Origin of the sequence: Aestuariivita boseongensis (assembly GCF_001262635.1) — a bacterium.
GTDB lineage: Bacteria > Pseudomonadota > Alphaproteobacteria > Rhodobacterales > Rhodobacteraceae > Aestuariivita > Aestuariivita boseongensis.
Genome location: NZ_JXYH01000016.1, coordinates 24516 through 46118, shown reverse-complemented (window position 1 = coordinate 46118; position 21603 = coordinate 24516). Strand labels below are relative to the sequence as shown.

General features: G+C 64.3%; 17 protein-coding genes, 1 tRNA gene and 2 pseudogenes. 9 read left to right on the top strand and 11 right to left on the bottom strand.

Translation table 11 applies throughout. From position 1 onward, the window contains the following. Positions 1 to 2 precede the first annotated feature (2 nt). Positions 3 to 1718, bottom strand: coding sequence for a methyl-accepting chemotaxis protein (locus TR61_RS08600; protein WP_082181895.1), 1716 nt, complete (start codon positions 1716 to 1718; stop codon positions 3 to 5). Positions 1719 to 1746: 28 nt separating this feature from the next. Beyond that, positions 1747 to 2319 carry a hypothetical protein gene (locus TR61_RS08595; RefSeq protein WP_050929600.1) on the bottom strand — a complete coding sequence of 191 codons (573 nt, stop codon included), beginning with the start codon at positions 2317 to 2319 and terminating at the stop codon, positions 1747 to 1749. Positions 2320 to 2457: 138 nt separating this feature from the next. Between TR61_RS08595 and TR61_RS08590 the strand changes: the two genes are divergently transcribed. Then, positions 2458 to 2534, top strand: a tRNA-Arg gene (locus TR61_RS08590). Between the two features lie 82 nt (positions 2535 to 2616). Here the strand turns inward: TR61_RS08590 and TR61_RS08585 are convergent. The 7 genes from TR61_RS08585 to TR61_RS08555 all read right to left on the bottom strand — a co-directional run bounded on the left by TR61_RS08585 (position 2617) and on the right by TR61_RS08555 (position 10952). Next, positions 2617 to 4371: a tetratricopeptide repeat-containing protein gene (locus tag TR61_RS08585; protein ID WP_050929566.1), complete on the bottom strand. Its 1755-nt coding sequence runs from the start codon at positions 4369 to 4371 to the stop codon at positions 2617 to 2619. After that, positions 4368 to 6707, bottom strand: a complete 2340-nt coding sequence (locus TR61_RS08580; protein ID WP_050929565.1) for a TIR domain-containing protein — start codon at positions 6705 to 6707, stop codon at positions 4368 to 4370. The genes TR61_RS08585 and TR61_RS08580 overlap by 4 nt, the downstream gene beginning before the upstream one ends. A gap of 76 nt (positions 6708 to 6783) precedes the next feature. After that, positions 6784 to 7167: a hypothetical protein gene (locus TR61_RS08575; RefSeq protein WP_050929564.1), complete on the bottom strand. Its 384-nt coding sequence runs from the start codon at positions 7165 to 7167 to the stop codon at positions 6784 to 6786. 75 nt (positions 7168 to 7242) lie between these two features. Further along, on the bottom strand, positions 7243 to 8106 hold the full coding sequence (locus TR61_RS08570; protein ID WP_050929563.1) for a metal ABC transporter permease: 864 nt from the start codon (positions 8104 to 8106) through the stop codon (positions 7243 to 7245). Beyond that, the gene (locus TR61_RS08565; protein WP_050929562.1) at positions 8103 to 8963 is read right to left on the bottom strand and encodes a metal ABC transporter permease; all 861 of its coding nucleotides are present in this window, start codon (positions 8961 to 8963) and stop codon (positions 8103 to 8105) included. Before TR61_RS08565 ends, TR61_RS08570 begins: the two co-directional genes overlap by 4 nt. Positions 8964 to 9048: 85 nt before the next feature. Further along, positions 9049 to 9945 (bottom strand): manganese/iron ABC transporter ATP-binding protein, encoded by an 897-nt coding sequence (locus TR61_RS08560; protein ID WP_050929561.1) that lies wholly within the window; start codon positions 9943 to 9945, stop codon positions 9049 to 9051. Between the two features lie 104 nt (positions 9946 to 10049). Continuing rightward, entirely contained in the window at positions 10050 to 10952 is a 903-nt protein-coding gene (locus tag TR61_RS08555; protein ID WP_050929560.1) for a metal ABC transporter substrate-binding protein, read from the bottom strand. 189 nt (positions 10953 to 11141) lie between these two features. Between TR61_RS08555 and TR61_RS08550 the strand changes: the two genes are divergently transcribed. Then, complete coding sequence (locus tag TR61_RS08550; protein ID WP_245626850.1) at positions 11142 to 11834, top strand: histidine utilization transcriptional repressor HutC; 693 nt, start codon at positions 11142 to 11144, stop codon at positions 11832 to 11834. Between the two features lie 79 nt (positions 11835 to 11913). Here the strand turns inward: TR61_RS08550 and TR61_RS08545 are convergent, their stop codons facing one another. Beyond that, positions 11914 to 13275, bottom strand: a complete 1362-nt coding sequence (locus TR61_RS08545) for a formimidoylglutamate deiminase (protein WP_050929558.1) — start codon at positions 13273 to 13275, stop codon at positions 11914 to 11916. Between the two features lie 76 nt (positions 13276 to 13351). Here TR61_RS08545 and hutI point away from each other — a divergent pair, with 76 nt between their 5' ends. The 5 genes from hutI to TR61_RS08520 all read left to right on the top strand — a co-directional run bounded on the left by hutI (position 13352) and on the right by TR61_RS08520 (position 19267). Beyond that, positions 13352 to 14545 (top strand): imidazolonepropionase, encoded by a 1194-nt coding sequence (gene hutI, locus TR61_RS08540; protein WP_050929599.1) that lies wholly within the window; start codon positions 13352 to 13354, stop codon positions 14543 to 14545. Next, positions 14542 to 16068, top strand: a complete 1527-nt coding sequence (gene hutH / locus TR61_RS08535) for a histidine ammonia-lyase (protein WP_050929557.1) — start codon at positions 14542 to 14544, stop codon at positions 16066 to 16068. Before hutI ends, hutH begins: the two co-directional genes overlap by 4 nt. A gap of 2 nt (positions 16069 to 16070) precedes the next feature. Further along, complete coding sequence (hutG, locus tag TR61_RS08530) at positions 16071 to 16850, top strand: N-formylglutamate deformylase (RefSeq protein ID WP_050929598.1); 780 nt, start codon at positions 16071 to 16073, stop codon at positions 16848 to 16850. Further along, a complete protein-coding gene (gene hutU / locus TR61_RS08525; protein WP_050929556.1) occupies positions 16847 to 18514 on the top strand; it encodes a urocanate hydratase in 1668 nt (555 codons plus the stop codon). Before hutG ends, hutU begins: the two co-directional genes overlap by 4 nt. Before the next feature lie 114 nt (positions 18515 to 18628). Next, positions 18629 to 19267, top strand: a complete 639-nt coding sequence (locus tag TR61_RS08520; protein ID WP_245626849.1) for a trimeric intracellular cation channel family protein — start codon at positions 18629 to 18631, stop codon at positions 19265 to 19267. Between the two features lie 165 nt (positions 19268 to 19432). Here TR61_RS08520 and TR61_RS08515 read toward each other — a convergent pair. After that, a pseudogene (locus TR61_RS08515) lies at positions 19433 to 19687 on the bottom strand (catalase/peroxidase HPI); the annotation flags it as partial. A gap of 222 nt (positions 19688 to 19909) precedes the next feature. Between TR61_RS08515 and TR61_RS08510 the strand changes: the two are divergent. Together TR61_RS08510 and TR61_RS08505 are read left to right on the top strand one after the other, a co-directional pair. Beyond that, positions 19910 to 20698 (top strand): annotated as a pseudogene (locus TR61_RS08510) (hydrogen peroxide-inducible genes activator). A gap of 52 nt (positions 20699 to 20750) precedes the next feature. Then, entirely contained in the window at positions 20751 to 21584 is an 834-nt protein-coding gene (locus TR61_RS08505; protein WP_050929554.1) for an MBL fold metallo-hydrolase, read from the top strand. Positions 21585 to 21603: the final 19 nt, after the last annotated feature.

The following is a 21603-nucleotide window of genomic DNA, read 5'->3' as shown; positions in this document are numbered from 1 at the left end:
GCTCAGGCGCTTTGGCGCCATGCCGGTTCGGCCTCCCGCGCAAGGGTGAAATGGGCCACGAGCTTGCCCAGTTCTTCCGCGTTGCCGCGCAGGTATTGCGAGGCTTCCGACGTTTGGCCGGCCATGGCCGCATTCTGCTGGGTTAACTGATCCAGATGGGACACGCCGCTGTTGATCTCGCCAATGCCGGAAGACTGGTCTTCGACGGTCGAGGCCATTTTCGAGATCTGCATCGCGATATTGTTGACGCGGTCGACAATGGATGTGAGCGCATCGCCCGCTTGGGAAACAAGTGCGGCCCCTTCCGAAACGTGCTGGGTCGAGTTCGTGATCAGCGTCTTGATCTCTTTCGCGGCCTCGGATGAGCGTTGCGCCAGCGCTCGCACTTCGGAGGCCACGACGGCAAAGCCAAGCCCCGCTTCGCCTGCGCGGGCAGCTTCAACGCCTGCGTTCAACGCGAGCAGATTGGTCTGGAAGGCGATATCTTCGATCACGCCGATGATCTGTGCGATCTGTTCGGAGGAGGCTTCGATCTGGCCCATTGCGTCAAAGGTTTCGCGCGCGATGCGTCCGCTGACCTCGGCCTCTTTCCGGGCGTCATCGGCCACGGTCGAGATTTCCCGCGCACCCGAGGCGGAGTGGCGCACCGATTGCGTCAGCTCCTCCAGGGCGGCGGCGGTTTCTTCCAGCGTGGCGGCCTGGCTTTCGCTGCGGCGAGACAGATCGCTGGCATCCGACGACAGACTCGCCAGACCGTCGCGGATCTGCAGCGACAGATCGGTCACCGTGCTCAGCACATTGGACAGGGCGTCTGCAGTGCGGTTCACATCGCTACGCAGCGCTTCATATTCATCGGGAAAGCGTGTTGTGATGCGCGAGGTGAAATCACCATCCGCATAGCGCGCCAGGGTCTTTGACAGTGTTTTGACCACATTGTCCTGTTCCTGACGCGCGGCCTCACGCGCGGCATCGGCCTGTTTGGCATCGGTCAGGCGTTCCCGCAACTCTGAGAGGTCCCGGCTGAATTGTCCGATTTCGTCGCCACGGTCGATATGGTGCATGGGGCGGTCCAGCTGGCCATTGGCGACATCGCGCAGGCATTCGCCCAACTCGTGCAGAGGGGCGGTGATGACCCGGCGCAACAGGTAAAGCGACCCCCCGATCATACCAAGCAGAAGCATCGCGCTGATCGCCAGGTCAATCAGACGTGCCCTGTGCAGTTCGGCCTTGACCGGAGAAAGCGTCCAGGCGGTCACAAGGGTGCCCACGACCGTATTCCCCTGCGGAGAGCGGATGGGTGTGGCGATGGTCATGCCTGCATCGGCCCAGATGCTTTCACCGGCCGCCAGCGCATTTTGCGCCAATACGCGATCGACCGCGCCTGTCCCCACGGAGGAGAGCACTTCACCCTCTGTCGTGAAGGCGGCGGCCCCCAGGGCGCGGTCGCCCACGCTGTCCATCGCTCCCGAAAGGGCCGCGTCGATATCATCCGTCTTGCGAAAGCGGACCGCGCCGGACAGGCCTGCCGCGCTTTGCCGGGTGATTTCAAAGGCCAGGTCCTTCAGGCCGGCTTCGGCAAGTTTGGCGCTTTGGCGCGCCTGCAAGGACAGCAAGGCAATGGAAACCACCGCGGTAGACACGGCAATCAGCAAAGCGATCTTCGTGAAGATGGACGCAGAGGACAAAAAGCCCATCGCGTGGCGAACATTCTGAGGCATGCTGTCCTCCTTAACTTGCAACAGTGGCTTACATCAGGGCGTCGGCATTCACGCCGACGGTCATCGCGCCCAGAACTTCCCCGTTGCTGGGATCGGTGATCGTGAATGACAGTTGGGACTGATAGGTCTGACTGGATTCATCGAATTCAATCTCGCCAATGTGGATGGCGTCGGGACCGATGGCATAGGTTTCGGTGAATTTCGCTTCGTCCCCTTGCCAGTAATCCGAGGTTACATGGCTGACCGCCACATTCAGGCCCTTGTGGTCCATCAGCAGGATTTCGGTGATCACACCGCCCGATGCATCGGCCTGCAGCCTCAGAAATTCGGCCGCGGGGTTGTTGTAAACCGGTTCAATCAGGGACGAGCTTGCCGCGCCCACTTCGGCCCGCCAGGTCTGGTCCAGGGCGTCGATGTCGCCACTGCCATATCCGGCGGTTTCCGCGTTCTGCGCGCGGATCGCGTCAAGCAACACCGGGTCACTGGCCCAGCCGGTCACGTTTTCGGCCAGAAAGCTGCGTGCGGCGGCGTCGAATTCGGTTGCGTGACCGGCAGTTGCTGCAAATCCCAGCACGGCAGCGGTCAGGAAAACGGGTTTCATCACGATATCTCCCACAAGGTTGGACTCCGGGCGCCGACAGCGCCCCGCCCTCCATCCATAGGCCCAACCCCCTGCCAATCCGTTAAGACGCCTTTGGGCTGGATTGCGGCGATTGGGCTTGCTAGAGGTCTTAGCAGCGGTCCCTTAGCTCAACTGGATAGAGCAGCTGACTTCTAATCAGCAGGTTGAGGGTTCGAGTCCTTCAGGGATCGCCATGATTTCAGGCACTTACCATGCAAGATACGCATTCCGCGGATTGCATGAAAACTTGTCTAAACTGTGGAATACATTCCGCGCCTAGCGGTCTTCGATGGCCGAGAGAAGATACAGCCGTTCTTCGCCAAAATCCTTGGGCAGGGCGATGCGGCCCACATAGTCGAACCGCAGATCCGCCGCCGCGATATTGGCCGCAACCGCAACGAATTGTTGTGAGGCATAGACGCAATTGGGCGGCGTCACGGGTTCGATCCGGGCGGCGCGGCTGATGTCCTGGCCAAAGACATTGGGGCGGGCGATCACGGGGTCGAACATCTCCATCCCGATCCCGTGGTGGAGGGAAATGCGCATTTCGGGCAGGGCGGTGCCGGGGCTGTCATCGGCCAGTCGCCGGGCCAGAAACAGCGCCAGTCGGGCCGCCGCAAGCGGATCGGACAGGGCGACGAAACAGGCGTCGCCCCATGTGTTCTGGGTCAGGACATGGGGCTGAAACCGCGCCAGAATGCCCGAGACCGCGCGCAAGGTGGCCTCCATCGTGGCGGGCAGGTCTTTTTCGGGAAGGGCGGAGAAGCCCACGAAATCGGCAAACAGGATCGACACGGGTTTACGCGTGAAAGCGGCGGCTTGCCGGGGCGCGGGTGCGGTCGGAGCCGGTCGGGTGATGTTACCCGCAGACAGGATGGTGGCCGGACGGTCGAGCGCCTTCCAGCGGGCGGTATCGGCCAGCGTTCCGGCCACGTCGCTGCGCGCTGCGCCCTGATCCAGAATGGCAAGCTGGTGCAGACGCGCGGCGTTCTGTTCGGCAAACCGCGCCGCCGCCCCCATCGCTACATCCGAGGACAGCGCAAAGCTTAGCGGTTCGCTGGCGTGAAAGGCGTCGGCGACGATGTGGCAATCGGCTGCGCGGTCCAGACAGGCCTGAAACCGGGGCACCCAGTCGTCGCCACCGATGCGGACCGAATGCTGAACAAAGCTGTCGGGCGGGGCGGGCAGGGTCACATGCAGCGGGATGCCCGCTTCCAGCATCGCCTCGGCGACGAGGATGTCTGACCCGCAGGCCAGCGACCCGAAGGCGGCGGCGATCTCGGTCCGGGCCAGGAAGGCGTCTATCTGAGCGCGCAGAGGGGCCTCTACCGCCGGGTCGGTGCGGAACATCCGGCCGCAGAAATGCACCGCCATGCCGGGGCGCAGGGCGTCTGCGATGGCGGCGCGCCGGGCGGCATCCGCGCCCGTGTGGTCCAAGAGCCGCATGAGTTGTCGATAAGTGCCCGCGCGATCGCTGATCCCGGCGCCATCGGCGGCGCAGGCTTGGGTCAGCAATGCGGCCGCCTCTGCGTGATCGCCCAGGATGCACTGCGCCTCGGCCAGGGTGGCGAAATCGTAATAGCTTTGCGGCTGGCGGATCTGCGTCAGCACGGTCCGGGCCAGGGTCTTTGCGATGCCAGCGTCCCCGGCCAGGGCAAAGAGGTTTGCGGCATTTACGGCCGGATAGGGATCATCGCTGCGCGTGAACACCGCCTGATAGGCGCGCGCGGCGTCGCGAAACCTTTCCTGCCGGTCCGCCCCCGTGCTGGCAAAGGCCCGGTCTTTGAGGAGCCGCGCCCCAAGCGCCCCGGCATCGGTGGTGTCGATCTGCGACAGGTTCAGCGCCTGGAACCGGTCCATGGCCCGGTCGGTCAGGCCCATGCGCGCAAGCACCAGCACATATAGATATCGCAGGTCCGGGTCATCGCTGCCTGCGTCAATCGCGGCGTGCAGCTGGTCATAGGCCAGCACCAGATTGCCCGCGGCGATGTGGTCGCGGGCGCGGCGTGCGATATCGGACGGGGCCGTCATTCCGGTGTCAGCCACAAGCGGGGCAGGTCGGTCAGGACATCGCCAAAGCTGATCCCGGTCAGTTCGGGCGGCCAGGTGTCGCTGGGGATCAGATCGCCAAGGCGAAGGGTCTGGCCCGAGGCGACCGTGGCGAGCAGCCGTCCATCCGGCCCCAGATCCAGACGGGCGTCCCGCCAGCCGGTGCCGCCTGCGTCGAACAGGTCGTTGACCACCAGCCTGCCGCCGGGCGCCACACCCAGCGCAAGATCGAAAACCCGCAGATAGTGAACCGTCCCGGCGCTGTTCGCCGCCAGATGCGGGTCCATCTGGCTGGCCTTCCCGGCCTCCACACTGACTGCCAAAGCGCCATAACGGCCGGACGGATCTGCGATCAGGCGCAGCGCGGCGGGGCTGTCTGACGAGGTCTCGACTACCTGCGCGACAGGATCGCCCAGCTCTGCCGGGGGCCATCTGTCTTCGCCCGTCGCCCGGTCCAACGCGTAAAGCCGGCCATCGACGCGCAGGGCCAGCAGCGTGTCCTCTCCGGCGAAGGTCAGGGCGGCCAGCGGCTGGCTGAAGGCATAGCTGTGCAGCAGCACCAGACCGGCGCGCCCCCGTTCGAAGACCATCAACCGGTTATCGGCATTGACCGCCGCGAAGTATTGCCCGGAGGGAGAGAAGCCGCCCAAATCGACCGACGTGACCGAGGCCGCCTGCGTGATGCGCAGCTCCTCCAGGTCACTGGTCAGCACTGACAGGCCCGGTGTTTCACCCGTCGCCTGGCCCCAGGCCACGGCCATGTCGCAGCTGGGCGACGGGGTGATGCCTGCCACCTGGTGATCGGGCGACAGGGTGGCGCAGCTGACCTCACCCGCGCCTGTGCACAGGCCCCAGCCGGTCGCCGTGGGCGACGTGACAAACCCGGTGTCCCCGCAGGCAAAGACCTGGGCCAGCGTCAGATCCAGCCCCGCCGCCTCAGCGGGCGCGCGCACCCGTTCCAGCAGGGCGTCCCTGGCCTCTGGTGCGAGGAAAGGCGCGCGGGCGGGCGTGTCGCTGCGGGTCCACAGCGTGCGCTCCACCCTCTGTTGTGGCCAGTCGAAGGCCGGAATCGGCTGGCTGAGCCGGCTGAACGAGCCTGCAGCGATGGCGGGTTGATCGGCACTGGTGCAGATCTGGCTGCCGATGGCAAAGCGGCCCTCCTGCCGTTGGAAGGCGCCTGTCTGGGGATCCAGCGCGCCGGCAAAGCCATAGCTTTCGGCCCCGTTGATGCCTACCGAATACCCTTCGGCCAGAAGCGCACCGGTGTTCTGATCGCGCCAGATCGTACAAAGGCTTTCATCGGCGTTCAGGGTGAAGGACCAAACCTCCTCTCCGGATTCAAGGGAAACCGCTGCGACCTCGGGGCCGGTTGAGGACAGGATCACATGATCGCCGCTGCGCGCCGCCAGCCGGGCAGACGGTAACTCCGCCATATGGCGCGGCATCCGCAGCAGTGTCTTGCCGCGCCAGCTGCGCAGATCGCCCGGATCCACCGCACGCACCGCGTCTTCCAGCGGGATCAGCCGGGCGCGCAGGGCGGCGTCCAGTTCCAGATGTTCGGGGGCGGCCCAGTCGTCGCGGAAGGTGTCGGACCGCAGATAGGCCTCGGCCCCCGCCATGTAATTCCCGGCATTCAGCGCGCGCAGGGCGCCGCGCATGTCGCGTTCCTCGATATTGATGACGATCCCGTTCATGAACTGGGAAAAACCCAGCGCAATGGCGATTGCCAGCGCGCCTGCCGCACTGACCCACAGGTTGATCCGTACCGCGCGCCTGCGCTTTTCACGCTGAAACAGGTCGTCGAAATTGACGCCCAGAAGCCCGGCCACAAGTTTCAGCCGCCCGTTCTGCCGCCCGTCCTTGCCGGTGCGGAAATCGGCGGCCACGGGTTCAACGGGCTGGTCGGTCAGTTCCCCATCCGGGCCGATGGCAAAGCGCAGCGCCTCGGGGAAACAGCCGGGCGGGTCGCCTTCGAGGATGGCGGCGATCACGCGCCCCTCGCCATGGAGGCGCTTGAACTCCAGCACCTCCTCATTCACCCAGCGTGATGCGGCAGCCCTGGGCGAACACAGCACGATCAGATAGCGCGCATTGGCCAGCCCTTCGCGGATAACAGCGCCCAGATCGGCCGAGGTTGGCAGTTCATTGCGGTCGCGGAACACCGGGAACAGCCGCGCCGGGACACCGCCGTCACGGTTGTCCTGCCCGATCAGCTTGCGCGGGGTGCGCCAGCGTTCCAGATAGCGGTGCAGCTTTGCGGCAAAGGCCTCATCGGCATGGCTATAGCTGATGAAGGCGGAATAGGATCTCTCTGGCATCTGCTGGGGTTGTCTTTCGTGCTGTCCGCCCTCGCAGGCTGCCCGGTTTTTGCCGGTGGATCAAGGATTTGGCAGATCAGCCGCCCAACAGCAGGCTGCGGCAGCGGGCGATTTCGCGGGCGGCGCGTTGCCGGGCCCAGCGGGCGTCCTGCGTGTTTTCGCTGGTATCCGCGCGGGTCAGGATGGCCTGATGGGCCAGTTTCGCGCGTACGCGGATGTCGATGCTGTCGCGCCAATCCGCGCGTTGGGCCGTGGCCTCGGTCAGATCGCGGAACTGGCCAAGCAGCGCCTGGGTGGCGGAAAGCTGGGGCGCGCTTGTCGCCGCCTCATATTCGGCCTGCGCCGCAAGCCGTCCTGCGCAGGTGGCGAAATCGCGGTGCAGATCGGTTGACGCACTGCTGGCCGGGCTGGCGGCGATCAGCAGAAGGGCAAGGCAGGGACCAAGGTGTTTTGCGATCATGGCCGCAGAATTGTGTACAAATGTATGCTGCTCAAGACGGGTGTGCGACGCGGGTGAAGAACCGCGGCAATTGGGTCACATAGTCTGCCCTTGTGCATCTTGCGCGATGCGCTGGCGCGAGGCCCGGCGCGTCAGAAACTGGCGGCGCAGGAAGGCCAGGATGAACACCCCGGTCAGGATCAGGATGATCGTCGGCGCGGGGGCGCTGTCGATGAAGAAACTGGCATAGGTTCCCGCCAGCATCGACACGACGCAAACAAGGCTGGCCACCCACAGCATCGTGCGGAATTCGCGCACCAGCAGAAAGGCGATGGCCCCCGGCGCGATCAGCAGCCCGATGGCCAGGATCAGCCCCGTGGCCGACAGCGTGGCGACCACCGCAAGCGAGATCGCCGTCAGAAGAGCGTAATGCAAAAGGTTGACCGGCAGGCCCGAGGCCTGCGCCTGCGCGGGATCAAAGCTGTGCAACAGCAGGTCTTTCCATTTCAGCACAAGCCCCGCCGCAACTGCCAGAGAGATCAGGCCCGAGGTCCACAGATCCTGCGTGCCCACCCCAAGCATATTGCCGAACAGGATGTGATCCAGATGGGCATTCGTCTCGACCGAGACATAGAGCACCAGCCCCAGCCCGAACATGCCCGAAAACACCACGCCCATGACCGTGTCCTGTTTGACGCGGCTGTTATGACTCAGATACCCGGTCGACAATGCACAGATCATCCCCGCCACGAAGGCTCCGATCAGCAGCGGGATGCCGATGATATAGGCCAGCACGATCCCCGGCAGTACCGCATGGCTGATCGCATCCCCCATCAGCGCCCAGCCCTTAAGCACAAGAAAACTGGACAAAAGCGCCGTGGGGACCGCCACGATCAGGCAGATCAGGAAAGCGTTCTGCATGAAGGCGAACTGGAAGGGCATCAGCAGCGTGTCGATCATCCGTGCCCCCGTGCCAGCGCCGCGCGCGCCTTGCGCCGCGCGGCAAGAAGCCCGTGTTTGGGCGCGAAGGTGAAGGCCAGAAGGAAGATCAGCGTCTGCAGCGTCACGATGATCCCGCCCGTCGCTCCATCGAGGAAATAGCTGGCATAGGCCCCGAAAAACGACGTGCCCGCCCCGATCGCCACTGACACCACGATCAGCCGCGGGAACCGGTCGCACAGCAGATAGGCCGTGGCCCCCGGTGTCACCACCATGGCGATCACCAGAAACGCCCCCACCGTCTGCATCGCCGCCACGACCGAGGCGCTGAGCAGCATGAAGAACACCACCTTCAGCAGGTTGGGCCGCAGCCCGATGGTGCGCGCGTGGTTTTCATCGAAAAAGGTGACCATCAGGTCTTTCCACTTGGCCAGCAGAATGACCAGCGACACCGCGCCGATGATCACCAGTTGCAACGTGTCTTCCGGCGTGATCGCCAGAATATTGCCCATTGTGATCGTCTGGACCGAGATCGAGGTGGGATTGATCGACACAATGAACAGTCCCAGCCCGAAGAAAGATGTGAAGATCAGCCCGATGATCACATCCACTTTCAGGCCGGACCGTTCCGACAGAAACAGCATGCCGCCCGCCGCCAGCCCGCCCGCCATGAAGGCCCCCAGCGCAAAGGGCAGGCCCAGAATATAGGCTCCGGCCACCCCCGGCACGACCGAATGGGCCAGCGCGTCGCCGATCAGCGACCAGCCCTTCAGCATCAGATAGGCCGACAGGAAGGCGCAGACCGCCCCGACCAGCGCCGACACCCACATGGCGTTGGTCATGTAGGTATAGCTGAAAGGCTCCAGCAGGACGTTCATGCGAGACGCGCCCCGGGCCTGACCTGGGGCCTCTGGCTGCGGGCGAGGTCCCGGATCAGGTCCGGGACGTATCCGACGCGCGCGGTCATTCCTTGCGCTCCGTCCGTTTGGTTTCTTCGCCATATTGCACGAAGGGGCGTTCGTCGTCGGTCAGGATCGTGACAGACCGCGCGTCTTCGTCGTCATGCAGATCCTCACCGCCAAGCGTGAAGTGGCGCAGCACGCCGCCAAAGGCTTTTTCCAGGTTCTCGCGGGTGAAGGTCTCTTCCGTGGTGCCGTAGGCCAGCACGGTGCCCTTGACCAGGATCGTGCGGTCGCAGAATTCGGGCACAGACCCCAGGTTGTGGGTCGACACCAGCATCACGCGCCCCTCGTCGCGCAGATCGCGCAGCAGTTGGACGATCTGATCTTCGGTTTTCACATCGACACCGGTGAAGGGTTCGTCCAGCAGGATCACCTGCCCATCCTGCGCCAGCGCGCGGGCCAGAAAGACGCGTTTGCGCTGCCCGCCCGACAGCTCTCCGATCTGGCGGTGGCGATAGTCCTGCATGTTCACCCGGCGCAAGGCGGCGTCGACTGCCTCGTGATCGGCCGCGCGAGGGCGGCGCAGGAACCCCATGTGACCATAGCGGCCCATCATCACCACGTCTTCTACGAGAACGGGAAACTCCCAATCGACGTCTTCTGATTGGGGGACATAGGCTACAAGGTTGCGGCGCAGCGCTTCGGCGACGCTCAGGCCCAGAAGGGAAATGTCGCCCTGCGCGGCCGGCACGAACCCCATGATCGCCTTGAACAGCGTGGATTTGCCCGCGCCGTTCACGCCCACCAGGGCGGTCACCGTGCCGCGCGGGATCTCGAAACTGGCGTTCCAGAGCGCGGTGTGGCCGTTGCGATAGGTCACGGTCACGTCGCGCGCGCGGATGCCGCCGGATGCGTCCGCTGCCTGGGCTGATGTCAGCGTGGGTGCGGTATTGAGCATGTCGGTCCTTTACCTGTTGCGCCATCGGGCGCGGGGTCTTTCAAACGGCAAGCCCCGCGACGCATATTTGCGCCGCGGGTCGCCCTGTCAATTCTTCGCGCCACTTAATTCGTGGCGGCGGTCAGCCCGGTGGCCACGGTCGTCGCGGTGACCCGCAACAGATCCAGATAGGTGGGCACGGGCCCGTCCGGTTCGCTGAGCGAATCCACATAAAGAACGCCGCCATAGGTCACGCCTGTTTCGCGGGCGACCTGTTCGGCGGGGGCCGTGTTGACGGTGCTTTCGCAGAACACCACGGGGATGTTGTTCTGCCGCACGCCGTCGATCACCGCGCGCACCTGTTGCGGGGTGCCCACCTGATCGGCGTTCATCGGCCACAGATACAGCTCTTTCAGCCCGAAATCCCGCGCCAGATAGCTGAACGCGCCTTCGCAGGTCACCAGCCAGCGCTGGTCTTCGGGGATCTGTGCCACGGCATCGCGCAGGGGTTCGATCGTGGCGCGCAATTCGTCGGCATAGCGCGCCGCGTTGGCCTTGTAGATCCCGGCGTTATCGGGATCCTGCTCGGCGAAGGCGGCAGCGATATTGTCGATATAGATCAGCGCGTTATCCAGACCCATCCAGGCATGCGGGTTGGGCTTGCCTTCATATGACCCCGACGAGATCGAGATGGGGTCGATCCCCTCTGACACGGTCACGGCAGGCACGCCTTCAAGATTGGTCAGGAACTGTTCGAACCACAACTCAAGGTTCATGCCGTTCCACAGGATCAGATCCGCATCCGAGGCGCGCACGATATCGCGCGGGGTGGGCTCATATCCGTGGATTTCGGCGCCGGGTTTGGTGACTGACACCACTTCGGCCGCGTCGCCCGCCACGTTCTGGGCGATATCGGCGATGACGGTGAAGGTGGTCACGACTTTCATCTTCTCGTCCGCCCAGGCGGGTTGGGCGAGGCTGCCTGCCAGAACGGCGGCGGCTGTCCATTTCGTCAATGTGCTGAACATCCGAATGCTCCCTGTGCACGGGTTGTGGCTTTGCTATTGCAATTCACTCGCAACTTGTCAACGCAAATGCGAATGAGTTGCATTTAATATACAGCTTTCCGCTTGCAAGGGGAAGGTCATGGGCGCATTCGCATTGCCTTTTTTATGTCTATCCATATAACTCAAGGAAGGACAGTTCAGGACAGGGTCGTGGGACAGATCAGCTATCGCCAGATCAAGGAAGACGTGCGCAGCAAAGTGGTGCGCGGCGTCTGGGCTTTGGGCGCAGAACTGCCCAAGGAAGAGGACATGGCTGCCGATTACGGCTGTGCCCGCGCCACGGTGAACCGCGCCCTGCGCGAACTGGCGGAAGAGGGGCTGTTGGAGCGCAAGCGCAAATCCGGAACCCGCGTGCGTCAGGCCCCCGTGCGGCAGGCACGGTTCGACATCCCCCTGGTCCGGCGCGAGATCGAGAGCTTGGGCGAACGCTATACATACCGCCTGCTTGAACGGGAGGAGACGCAGGCACCGGCCTGGCTTTGTGCCCGGATGCGGCTGACCCGGCCCGATCCGGTGCTGCATCTGCGCTGCCTGCATGTTGCAGGCGATACGCACTATCAGGTGGAAGACCGCTGGATCAACCTGACCACGATCCCCGCCGCTCGGGAGGCGGATTTTACCACGCAAGGCCCCAATGAATGGCTGATCGCCACGATCCCCTTTTCGGATGTGGAGATCGGGTTTTCCGCTACGGCTGCCGACGCCGATCTGGCGCGCGACCTGGGCTGCGCCCTGGGCGATCCGCTGTTTCAGGGCGAACGCTCGACCTGGCTGAATGACGCGCCCGTGACCTATGTCCGCATGGTGTTCGGACGCGGTTACAAGATGACAACGCGGTATTGAGGCGCTGCGTGTCCCGGACCTGATCCGGGACCTCGCCATGGACCGGAGGCCCCGGGTCAAGTCCGGGGCGTGGGAGGGATCACAACCCGCTGCGCAACTCTGCCACTGCGCGGCGATAGGCGTTTGTGATCTCCGCGTGCCGGATGTGCCGCCCGTCCTGCACCATATGCCGCCCGGCGGACCAGACGTCTTTGACCATCCCGCTGTCCCCGGCAAAGACAAAGGTGTCCAGGCAGGTGTCGGGCCTGAGGCCGGCCAGGTCCACATGAGTCATATCCAGAGCCAGCAGATCGGCCCATTCTCCTTGGGCGATCTGCCCCGCGCCGCGCCCCGCGGCCTGTGCGCCGCCTTGCGCCACGCCCTCCCAAAGCCTTTCCCCTGTTGACTTTTCCGATGTCGCAAAAGCCGCGCGGCTATGGTCGCGCAGGCGTTGGGAGGTATCAAGTTGCCTCAGTTCCTCGGCCAGCGAAATGCGGATATTGCTGTCCGACCCGACAGAGATCGTCCCGCCATTCTGCACCCATCGCAACCCGTCGAAAATGCCATCGCCAAGGCTTGCCTCGGTCAACGGGCAAAGCCCCGCAACCGCCCCGGTGTGCGCCAGTGCCGTTGTCTCCTCCGCCGTCATCTGCGTGCAATGGATCAGGCACCAGCGCGATGAAAGCTCCAGATGCGCCAGACCCCACTCCACCGGGCGCGCGCCATAGGCGGCCTGAACTTCATCTACTTCGGCCTGCTGTTCGGCCAGATGCATGTGGATCGGCGCGTCGGGACGCAGGGTGACCACGGCCTCCAGCCCCGCGCGGCTGACGGCGCGGAGGGAATGGGGCGCGGTGCCCAGAACAGTATCCGCAGGCAGTCGGGCCAGCGCCGTCCCGGCTCCGTCCAGAAGCCGGACGTAAAGGTCCAGATCGCAGTCAAAGCGCTGCTGCCCGGGGGCCAGAGCCCGCCCGTCACAGCCGCCCTGCATGTAAAGCACCGGTAAAAGCGTCAGGCCAATCCCACTGGTCTGAGCTGCGGCAGCGATCCGCGCCGACATCTCGGCCACGTTCCGGTAAGGCGCGCCGCCGGGGCGGTGGTGAAGATAGTGGAACTCGACCGACGCGCCGAAGCCTGCCTCCAGCATTTCCATCTGCACGAAGGCGGTGATCGCCTCCACATGATCAGGGGTCAGATCGTTCAGGAACCGGAACATCAGCTGCCGCCAGGTCCAGAAACTGTCGCCCTCGGCCGGTCCGCGTTTTTCGGTCAGACCGGCCATGGCGCGCTGGAAGGCGTGGCTGTGGCTGTTGGCGGGCGCGGGCGCAAGAAGCCCGACGCGGAGGCCTTCGGCCGGGGCGTTCGGGGTGATCCTCGCAATCCGGCCCCCGGCAATCTCAAGACGCACATCGTTTTGCCACGCCCCGGCCACCAGCGCCTGTTCCGCCCATAGAACCTGCATGGGATCCCCCGTATTGACAGATATTATGTGCAGACATATGCAGAGTCACATCACCGGAATCAAGCAGGAAACGCAGATGATCCTTACCAATGCCCGCCTGGCGAGCTTCGCGACCCCGGCCCGATACGGGCTGATCGACGATGCCGCGCTGGTCATCAAACAGGATAAGATCGTCTGGATCGGCCCCATGAGCGACCTGCCCGAGGCCCATCGCGCCGACGAGGCGCGGGATCTTGAGGGGCGTCTGGTCACCCCCGGCCTGATCGACTGCCACACCCATCTGGTCTTTGGCGGCAACCGTGCGCGGGAATTCGAAATGCGGTTGGACGGCGCCAGCTATGAAGAAATCGCGCGCGCAGGCGGCGGGATCGTATCAACCGTCAGCGCCACGCGCGACGCGTCAGATGAGGCGCTGTTGCACGGCGCACTGACCCGCGTGGATGCGATGATCGCCGAAGGCGTCACGACGGTCGAGGTAAAGTCTGGCTATGGCCTGGATACCGAAACCGAACTCAGAATGCTGCGCGTCGCCCGCCAGATCGCGGACCAGCGCCCGATCACGGTGCGCACCAGTTTTCTGGGGGCGCACGCGGTGCCGCCCGAATACACGGGCGATCCGGACGGATACATCGACAATGTCGCCATTCCCGCCCTGCGCGCGGCGCATGAAGAAGGGCTGGTCGATGCCGTCGACGGGTTTTGCGAAGGCATCGCCTTTGACACCGCTCAGATCCGCCGGGTCTTTGACACTGCGCGGTGGCTGGACCTGCCGGTGAAGCTTCATGCCGAACAGCTCAGCCATATGGGCGGTACGGCGCTGGCTGCCGAATATGGCGCGCTGTCGGCCGATCACGTGGAATATGCCACAGCCGACGATGCGCAGGCGCTGGCCGGATCGGGCAGCGTTGCGGTTCTGTTGCCGGGCGCGTTTTACACCCTGCGCGAAACGCAGATGCCCCCGGTGCAGGCGTTCCGCGATGCCGGTGTGCCGATCGCGCTGGCCACCGATTGCAATCCGGGGTCGTCTCCGCTCGCCTCCCTCCTGCTGACGCTGAACATGGGCTGCACGCTGTTCCGCCTGACCCCGGAAGAGGCTTTGGCCGGCATTACCCAACATGCCGCCCGCGCGCTGGGCCTGACCGATCGCGGAAGCCTCGCCCCCGGTCAACGCGCCGATCTGGCGATCTGGGATGTCCATGATCCGGCCGAGCTGTCCTATCGCATCGGTTTCAACCCGCTTCACGCCCGCATGTTCGGAGGACTACTGTGACCAATCACCTGACACCCGGTGCCACGGATCTGGCCACCCTTCATGCCATCTGGTCGGGGCAGGGCGCTGTCACGCTGGACCCCGCCGCCCGCGCAGGGATCGAGGCCGCTGCCAATCTGGTCGCCCAGGCCGCAGCGGGGGAAGAGGCCGTTTATGGCGTCAATACTGGCTTCGGCAAACTGGCCAGCGTCAAGATCGCGCCTGCCGACACGCAGACCCTGCAGCGCAACCTGATCCTCAGCCATTGCTGCGGAGTGGGCGAACCTTTGGACGCCGCCACCACCCGGCTGATGATGGCGCTGAAGCTTTTGTCGCTGGGCCGCGGGGCGAGCGGTGTGCGCTGGGAGACCGCCCAGCTGATCGAAAGGATGCTGGCGAGTGACGTCCTGCCCGTGATCCCCGATCAGGGATCTGTGGGCGCGTCCGGCGACCTTGCGCCGCTGGCCCATATGGCCGCCGCCATGATCGGCGCGGGCGAGGCCACGTATCGGGGACAGCGCTTGCCAGCCTCGGATGCGCTGGCGCAGGCGGGTCTGACCCCGATCACGCTGGGCCCCAAGGAAGGGCTTGCGCTGATCAACGGCACACAGTTTTCCACCGCCTGCGCCTTGGCGGGCCTTTGGGGCGCGTGGCGGAATTTCGAGGCTGCGGTGGTCGCCGGGGCCATGTCCACCGATGCGATCATGGGATCGACCGCGCCTTTGGTGCCTGCCATCCACGCCCTGCGCGGCCATCGCGGCCAGATCGACTTTGCCAGCGTTCAGCGCGCGCTGCTGGACGGCTCAGAGATCCGCGAGAGCCACCGCGATGGCGACACGCGCGTGCAAGATCCCTATTGCATCCGCTGCCAGCCGCAAGTGATGGGCGCCGCGCTGGATCTTCTGCGTTTTGCCGCTCAGACACTGGAGGTGGAGGCCAACGCCGTCACCGACAACCCGCTGGTTCTGGTGGAAGAGGGGCAGATCGTCTCGGGCGGGAATTTCCATGCTGAACCTGTGGGTTTCGCCGCCGATCAGATCGCCGTCGCGATCTCGGAAATCGGGGCCATCGCGCAGCGCCGCGTCGCGCTGATGGTGGACCCGACGCTGTCTTTCGACCTGCCGCCCTTCCTCACACCCGATCCGGGCCTGAATTCCGGGCTGATGATCGCCGAGGTGACCACCGCCGCGCTGATGAGCGAGAACAAGCACCTGGCCAATCCCTGCACGACCGACTCAACGCCCACCTCGGCCAATCAGGAAGATCACGTCAGCATGGCCGCCCATGCCGCGCGGCGTCTGGCGCGGATGAACCGGAACCTGAACTCCATCCTGGGGGTGGAGGCGATCTGCGCCGCGCAAGGCATCACCTTCCGCGCGCCGCTCACCACCAGCACGCCGCTGCAGCAGGCGGTGACCCATCTGCGCAGCCAGGTCGCCGCCATCGGGCAGGACCGGTTCCTTGCGCCCGATATCGCAGTTGCGTCTGACATGGTGGCGGATGGCACGCTCGCCCGCGCCGCAGAGGTGGAGGTCGCACTGTGAGCCTGATTGAGGTGACCGAGGGCCAAAGCCCCGTCATCCTTGGCCTGCCGCATACCGGCACCTGGTTGCCCGAGGATGTGACGGCCAAACTGAACGCAACGGGCCGCGCGTTGGCGGATACCGATTGGCATATCGACCGGCTTTATGACGGACTTCTGGACGGCGTGACCACCGTGCGCACGCCCGTCCACCGCTATGTCATCGACGTCAACCGCGACCCGGACGGCGCAAGCCTCTATCCCGGGCAGAACACCACCGGGCTTGTCCCTCTGACCGATTTCGACGGTGTGGATATCTGGGACACGCCGCCGTCTGATGCCGACATCCGTCAGCGATGCGATGATTTCCACAGGCCCTATCACGCCGCGCTGAGCGAACAGATGGACCGGGTCAAGGCGCTGCATGGCTTTGCGATCCTTTACGACTGCCATTCGATCCGGGGCGAAATCCCGTTCCTTTTCGACGGCCAACTGCCTGATCTGAATATCGGAACGAACCTGTCCACAACCTGCGATCCGGCAATCGAAGCGCTGGTGAAAAACCACTGCCGCGCCGCATCCGAATTTTCCACAACGCTGAATGGCCGGTTCAAGGGCGGCTGGACGACCCGCCATTATGGTCGCCCCGATCAGGGCTGGCACGCCATCCAGATGGAGCTGGCACAGCGCTGCTATCTGACCGCCGAAGCCCCACCCTGGACCTATGACCCGGCCAAAGCCGACACCCTCCGCGCCACGCTGCGCGCCATCCTCACCGATCTGTCCCGATGGAGACCGCAATGACCGATCCCCGCCACAACACCCGCGATATCTTCCCGCCCACCGGCCCGGAACTGAGCACCAAAAGCTGGGCCGCCGAGGCCCCGCTTCGCATGCTGATGAACAACCTGCACCCCGATGTGGCCGAGGCCCCGCATGAGCTGGTGGTCTATGGCGGCATCGGCCGTGCGGCGCGGACATGGGAGGATTTCGACCGCATCGTCGCCAGCCTGAAGGATCTGGAGGAGGACGAGACACTGCTGGTTCAATCCGGCAAACCCGTGGGCATCTTCCGCACCCATGAAAACGCTCCGCGCGTGCTGATCGCCAATTCGAACCTCGTGCCCCATTGGGCGACCTGGGACCATTTCAGCGAGCTCGACCGCAAGGGGCTGATGATGTACGGCCAGATGACGGCGGGGTCCTGGATCTATATCGGCACGCAGGGCATCGTGCAGGGCACCTATGAGACCTTCGCCGAAGCGGGCCGCCAGCATTACAATGGCGATCTGACAGGCCGCTGGATCCTGACCGGCGGTCTGGGCGGCATGGGCGGTGCGCAGCCACTTGCGGCGGTGTTTGCAGGCGCTTGCTGTCTGGCTGTGGAATGCGATGAAAGCCGGATCGATTTCCGCATCCGTACCCGGTATCTGGACGAGAAAGCCACCTCTCTGGATGAAGCGCTTGAGATGATCGAGCGTTGGACCAAAGCGGGCGAAGCGAAATCCGTGGGCCTTCTGGGCAACGCGGCGGATGTCTTCCCCGAACTGGTGCGGCGCGGCATCCACCCCGATATCGTCACCGACCAGACCAGCGCCCATGACCCGGTGAACGGCTATCTGCCGCAGGGCTGGTCCGTGGCCGAATGGAAGGCCAAACGCGAAACCGACCCCAAGGCGGTCGAACAGGCCGCCCGCGCGTCGATGAAGGTGCACGTGGCCGCAATGGTCGATTTCTGGAACGCGGGCGTGCCCACGCTGGATTACGGCAACAACATCCGGCAGGTGGCTTTGGAAGAAGGTCTGGAAAACGCCTTTGCCTTCCCCGGTTTCGTGCCCGCCTATATCCGGCCCCTGTTCTGCCGGGGCATCGGGCCGTTCCGCTGGTGTGCGCTTTCCGGCGATCCCGAGGATATCTACAAGACCGACGCCAAGATGAAGCAGTTGTTCCCCGACAATACCCACCTGCACCAATGGCTTGACATGGCGCAGGACCGGATCGCCTTTCAGGGCCTGCCCGCGCGCATCTGCTGGATCGGGCTGGGCGACCGGCACCGCGCAGGCCTTGCCATCAACGAGATGGTTCGCACCGGCGAATTGAAAGCCCCTGTTGTCATTGGGCGCGATCATCTGGATTCCGGCTCGGTCGCGTCGCCCAACCGCGAGACCGAGGCGATGAAGGACGGCTCTGACGCGGTCAGCGACTGGCCGCTTCTGAACGCGCTTCTGAACACAGCAAGCGGGGCCACATGGGTGTCACTGCACCATGGCGGCGGCGTCGGCATGGGGTTCTCGCAGCATTCCGGCATGGTGATCCTGTGCGACGGCACGCCAGAGGCCGACAAGCGCCTTGAGCGTGTGCTGTGGAACGATCCGGCAACGGGCGTCATGCGCCACGCTGATGCCGGATATGACATTGCAAAGGACTGCGCGCGCGAACACGGGCTGAGGTTGCCGGGCATTCTCTGATCCCGGCAGACCGGGGCGTGGATCTGGGTTCGGGCCCCCGCGCTTTTGGGCGGGGCTTGTCCCCGCGGCCAGCCTGCGTAGGGTGGGGCCACTGCCATTCCAGACAAGGACCGTTTGGCCGAATTCATGATCCCCGAGGCGCTTTCCCCTTCTCTTGCCCAGGCAGTGGCGCTTTTGGGGTATCTCGCCTCGGCGGTGCTTGCGGCCTCGGCCGCGCTACAGGCGGCGCGGCATCAGATGGATCCGTTCGGGGCCACCGTGCTGGCCTTTGCAACGGCTCTTGGCGGTGGAACCGTGCGTGATCTGTTTCTTGGGCGGTTCCCGGTGTTCTGGATTCAGGATCCCGTCTTTGTCTTCGTGATCATTCCGGTTGCCCTGATCGTGTTTTTTGTCGGCATGCGCATGCCATCCGGCGCAGGCCAGCGCCACAGGCTTTTGATGCGTCTCGACGCGGTCGGTCTGGCGCTTTTTACCCTGATCGGGGTGCGGATCGCGGATCAGATGGACACCGGCTGGATCATCGCGGTGATCATCGGCTGCGTGACAGGGACCGTGGGCGGCATGATCCGTGACGTGCTCAGCAACGTGACCCCCAGCATATTGAAAGAGGATCTCTACGCATCCATTTCGCTGGCTGGCGGCGCGATCTACCTGGTGTTGGAGCCGCTGCTGGGTGGTGAGGTTGCCGTGCTGATCAGTTTTGTCCTGATGCTTACCGCCCGGTTGATGACGTTGCAACGCCACGGCGGTTAAACGCAAATCAGGCCCGCACGACCCCTGCCAATTTCCACCAAAACGGCGCGGCCGGGCGTTCCTGTATGGAAAAGGGCGCAACCCCGGTAGGAAGCCGCGCCCTCATCATCTCATGTCAGCCGCTTGCGCGATGTCGAAACGGTCTGCGTTCATCACCTTGGTCCGGGCTGCGCCGTTGAAATCGGCCTGCACGCCTTCCAACGCGCTCAGCACCTTGGCCAGTTCCGCCGGATCGTTCGCCGCCCAGTCTTTCTGCGGGGCCAGACGCACGCGCGCGCCATCGGCACCGCCGCGCTTGTCCGAACCACGGAAGGACGAGGCCGATGCCCAAGCCGCCTTGACCAGTTCCTGCGTGGACAGGCCCGTGGCCAGGATCTTGTCCTTCAGCGCCGCGATATCCGCATCGCCAATCAGCGGGTAAAGGTCTTTCTGCAGCGCGTCATTATCGAGCGTCTTGGACGCTTCAGCGTCATCGAAATCCGCGCCCATCGGATCGCCCGCAGGCGCATTCTGATGCAGGATCTTCAGGTTCTGCTGGTTCGGCGCCACTCATCCTCCCCGGCGCGAAACCTTGGAACCGTTCTTACGAAGCTTTTCGGTTGGTATACATTGCATGTTCTGATTGGATCGATAATTTTTCCAATGACAACTAGCACTTTGAAACAGATGCAGTATTTCAGGACGCTTGCGTAGCACGGCCATTTCGAGCGCGCGGTCGAGGACTGTTCGGTCTCCCAGCCCGCGCAAGGTGCGTCTGACCGGTTTTGGCGAGGAGTTCGCCGCCGGTGTCTCAACAGTCCTGCAGGCGGTGGATGAACTGGGCGATCTGGTGCCCACAGCCCGCGACCGGCTGGTCGGGCGGCTGTGGGACCTGCATCTGAGGCTGGACATCCACGTGCGCGAAACCCTCACGCCGCGGCTCTTGGGCGAATTGTCAGACGGCCAGCTGGATTGCGCGATCCTGACCTTGCCGGTCTCCGATCCGGTTCTGACCGAAGTGGCGCTGTTTTCCGAAGCGATGGGTCTGGTGCGCCCGGCAAGCGATGCCCGCCGCGCCACGGTGGACGATTTGCACGGCGAACGCCTGCTTTTGCTGGAAGAAGGGCATTGCTTTCGCGACCAGGCCCTGTCGCTTTGCCATATCGGCGCGGCGCGGCGCGGCCCCGGCAGGGGCTGGATGGCAGCTCACTCTCGACGCTGGTGCAGATGGTGGGCGCAAGCATCGGCGTGACGCTGATCCCGGAAATGGCGGTGCCCGTCGAAACCCGGTCTGCCGCCGCGTCGCTGTTGCGGTTCACCCCGCCGGAACCGGGGCGCATCGTGGGCATGGTCTGGCGCAAGACAAGCCCGTTGTCTGAAAGCCTCATGCAAATCGCAGGCGAAGTGTGCGCCTGTGGCCAATCCTTAAGCGATGCACGCGCCACCGCCTGAACGGGTCGGGTTTTTACGTGACTTGCGCCGCGCGCAGCCTAAACTTTCCGGCATGATGAGGATGTTGTTTTCCCTTGCCGCCCTTCTTCTGGCGCTTCCCGCCGCTGCGCAGGAAACCCGCCGCCCCAGCCATTGCATCGCTATCGCCGATGCCGCGCCGGGGCTCGAATATATCCAGAAGGCCAGCTGGACCGACCCGGTCGAACAGTTTTCGGTCCGGATCCAGTATATCGCCCATGCCTCCTTCCTGATCCAGACGCCGGGCGGGCTGAACGCGGTGACGGATTTCACCGGCTTTATCGGCAACACGACGATGATCCCCGATGTGGTCACGATGAACCATGCCCATTCCACCCATTGGACGGCCAACCCCGACCCGGCCATTCCCCACGCCCTGCGCGGCTGGGGGGAGGAGTTCGGCACAGGCATCGACCATTACCTCGATCTAGGGGAAATGCTGGTGCGCAATGTCTCGACCGATATCCGCGGGCAATTCGGCGCATCCGAACCGCGCGGCAATTCGATCTTCGTGTTCGAAGTGGCGGGGCTGTGCGTGGGCCATCTGGGGCACCTGCATCACGTGCCCAATGATGAACAATTTGCAGCCCTCGGTCGGCTTGACGTGGTCATGGCGCCGGTCGATGGCGGATACACCATGTCGCTGCCGGAAATGATCACGGTGCTGAAACGGCTGAAATCCTCGGTCGTGATCCCGATGCACTGGTTCTCGGGCTTTTCGCTGGATCAGTTCGTGGCGGGCATGGCGGATGAATTCGCCATCGACATCCCCGGCGGATCCTCGATCGAGCTGTCGCTGCGCACATTGCCCGACAGGCCCACGGTGGTTGTGCTGCGGCCTGAATGGCTGCGCGATCCCGAAAACTGACGCGTTGAGCGCCGCCTGC

What these genes read in the sequence shown, in the direction of transcription:
- TR61_RS08580 (WP_050929565.1), bottom strand. Translation starts at nt 6,707, where the DNA reads ATGCCAGAGAGATCCTATTCCGCCTTCATCAGCTATAGCCATGCCGAT.
- hutI (WP_050929599.1), top strand. Translation starts at nt 13,352, where the DNA reads ATGATCCTTACCAATGCCCGCCTGGCGAGCTTCGCGACCCCGGCCCGA.
- TR61_RS08600 (WP_082181895.1), bottom strand. Translation starts at nt 1,718, where the DNA reads ATGCCTCAGAATGTTCGCCACGCGATGGGCTTTTTGTCCTCTGCGTCC.
- TR61_RS08545 (WP_050929558.1), bottom strand. Translation starts at nt 13,275, where the DNA reads ATGCAGGTTCTATGGGCGGAACAGGCGCTGGTGGCCGGGGCGTGGCAA.
- TR61_RS08565 (WP_050929562.1), bottom strand. Translation starts at nt 8,963, where the DNA reads ATGAACGTCCTGCTGGAGCCTTTCAGCTATACCTACATGACCAACGCC.
- TR61_RS08560 (WP_050929561.1), bottom strand. Translation starts at nt 9,945, where the DNA reads ATGCTCAATACCGCACCCACGCTGACATCAGCCCAGGCAGCGGACGCA.
- TR61_RS08555 (WP_050929560.1), bottom strand. Translation starts at nt 10,952, where the DNA reads ATGTTCAGCACATTGACGAAATGGACAGCCGCCGCCGTTCTGGCAGGC.
- TR61_RS08585 (WP_050929566.1), bottom strand. Translation starts at nt 4,371, where the DNA reads ATGACGGCCCCGTCCGATATCGCACGCCGCGCCCGCGACCACATCGCC.
- hutU (WP_050929556.1), top strand. Translation starts at nt 16,847, where the DNA reads ATGACCGATCCCCGCCACAACACCCGCGATATCTTCCCGCCCACCGGC.
- TR61_RS08505 (WP_050929554.1), top strand. Translation starts at nt 20,751, where the DNA reads ATGATGAGGATGTTGTTTTCCCTTGCCGCCCTTCTTCTGGCGCTTCCC.
- TR61_RS08570 (WP_050929563.1), bottom strand. Translation starts at nt 8,106, where the DNA reads ATGATCGACACGCTGCTGATGCCCTTCCAGTTCGCCTTCATGCAGAAC.
- TR61_RS08575 (WP_050929564.1), bottom strand. Translation starts at nt 7,167, where the DNA reads ATGATCGCAAAACACCTTGGTCCCTGCCTTGCCCTTCTGCTGATCGCC.
- TR61_RS08595 (WP_050929600.1), bottom strand. Translation starts at nt 2,319, where the DNA reads ATGAAACCCGTTTTCCTGACCGCTGCCGTGCTGGGATTTGCAGCAACT.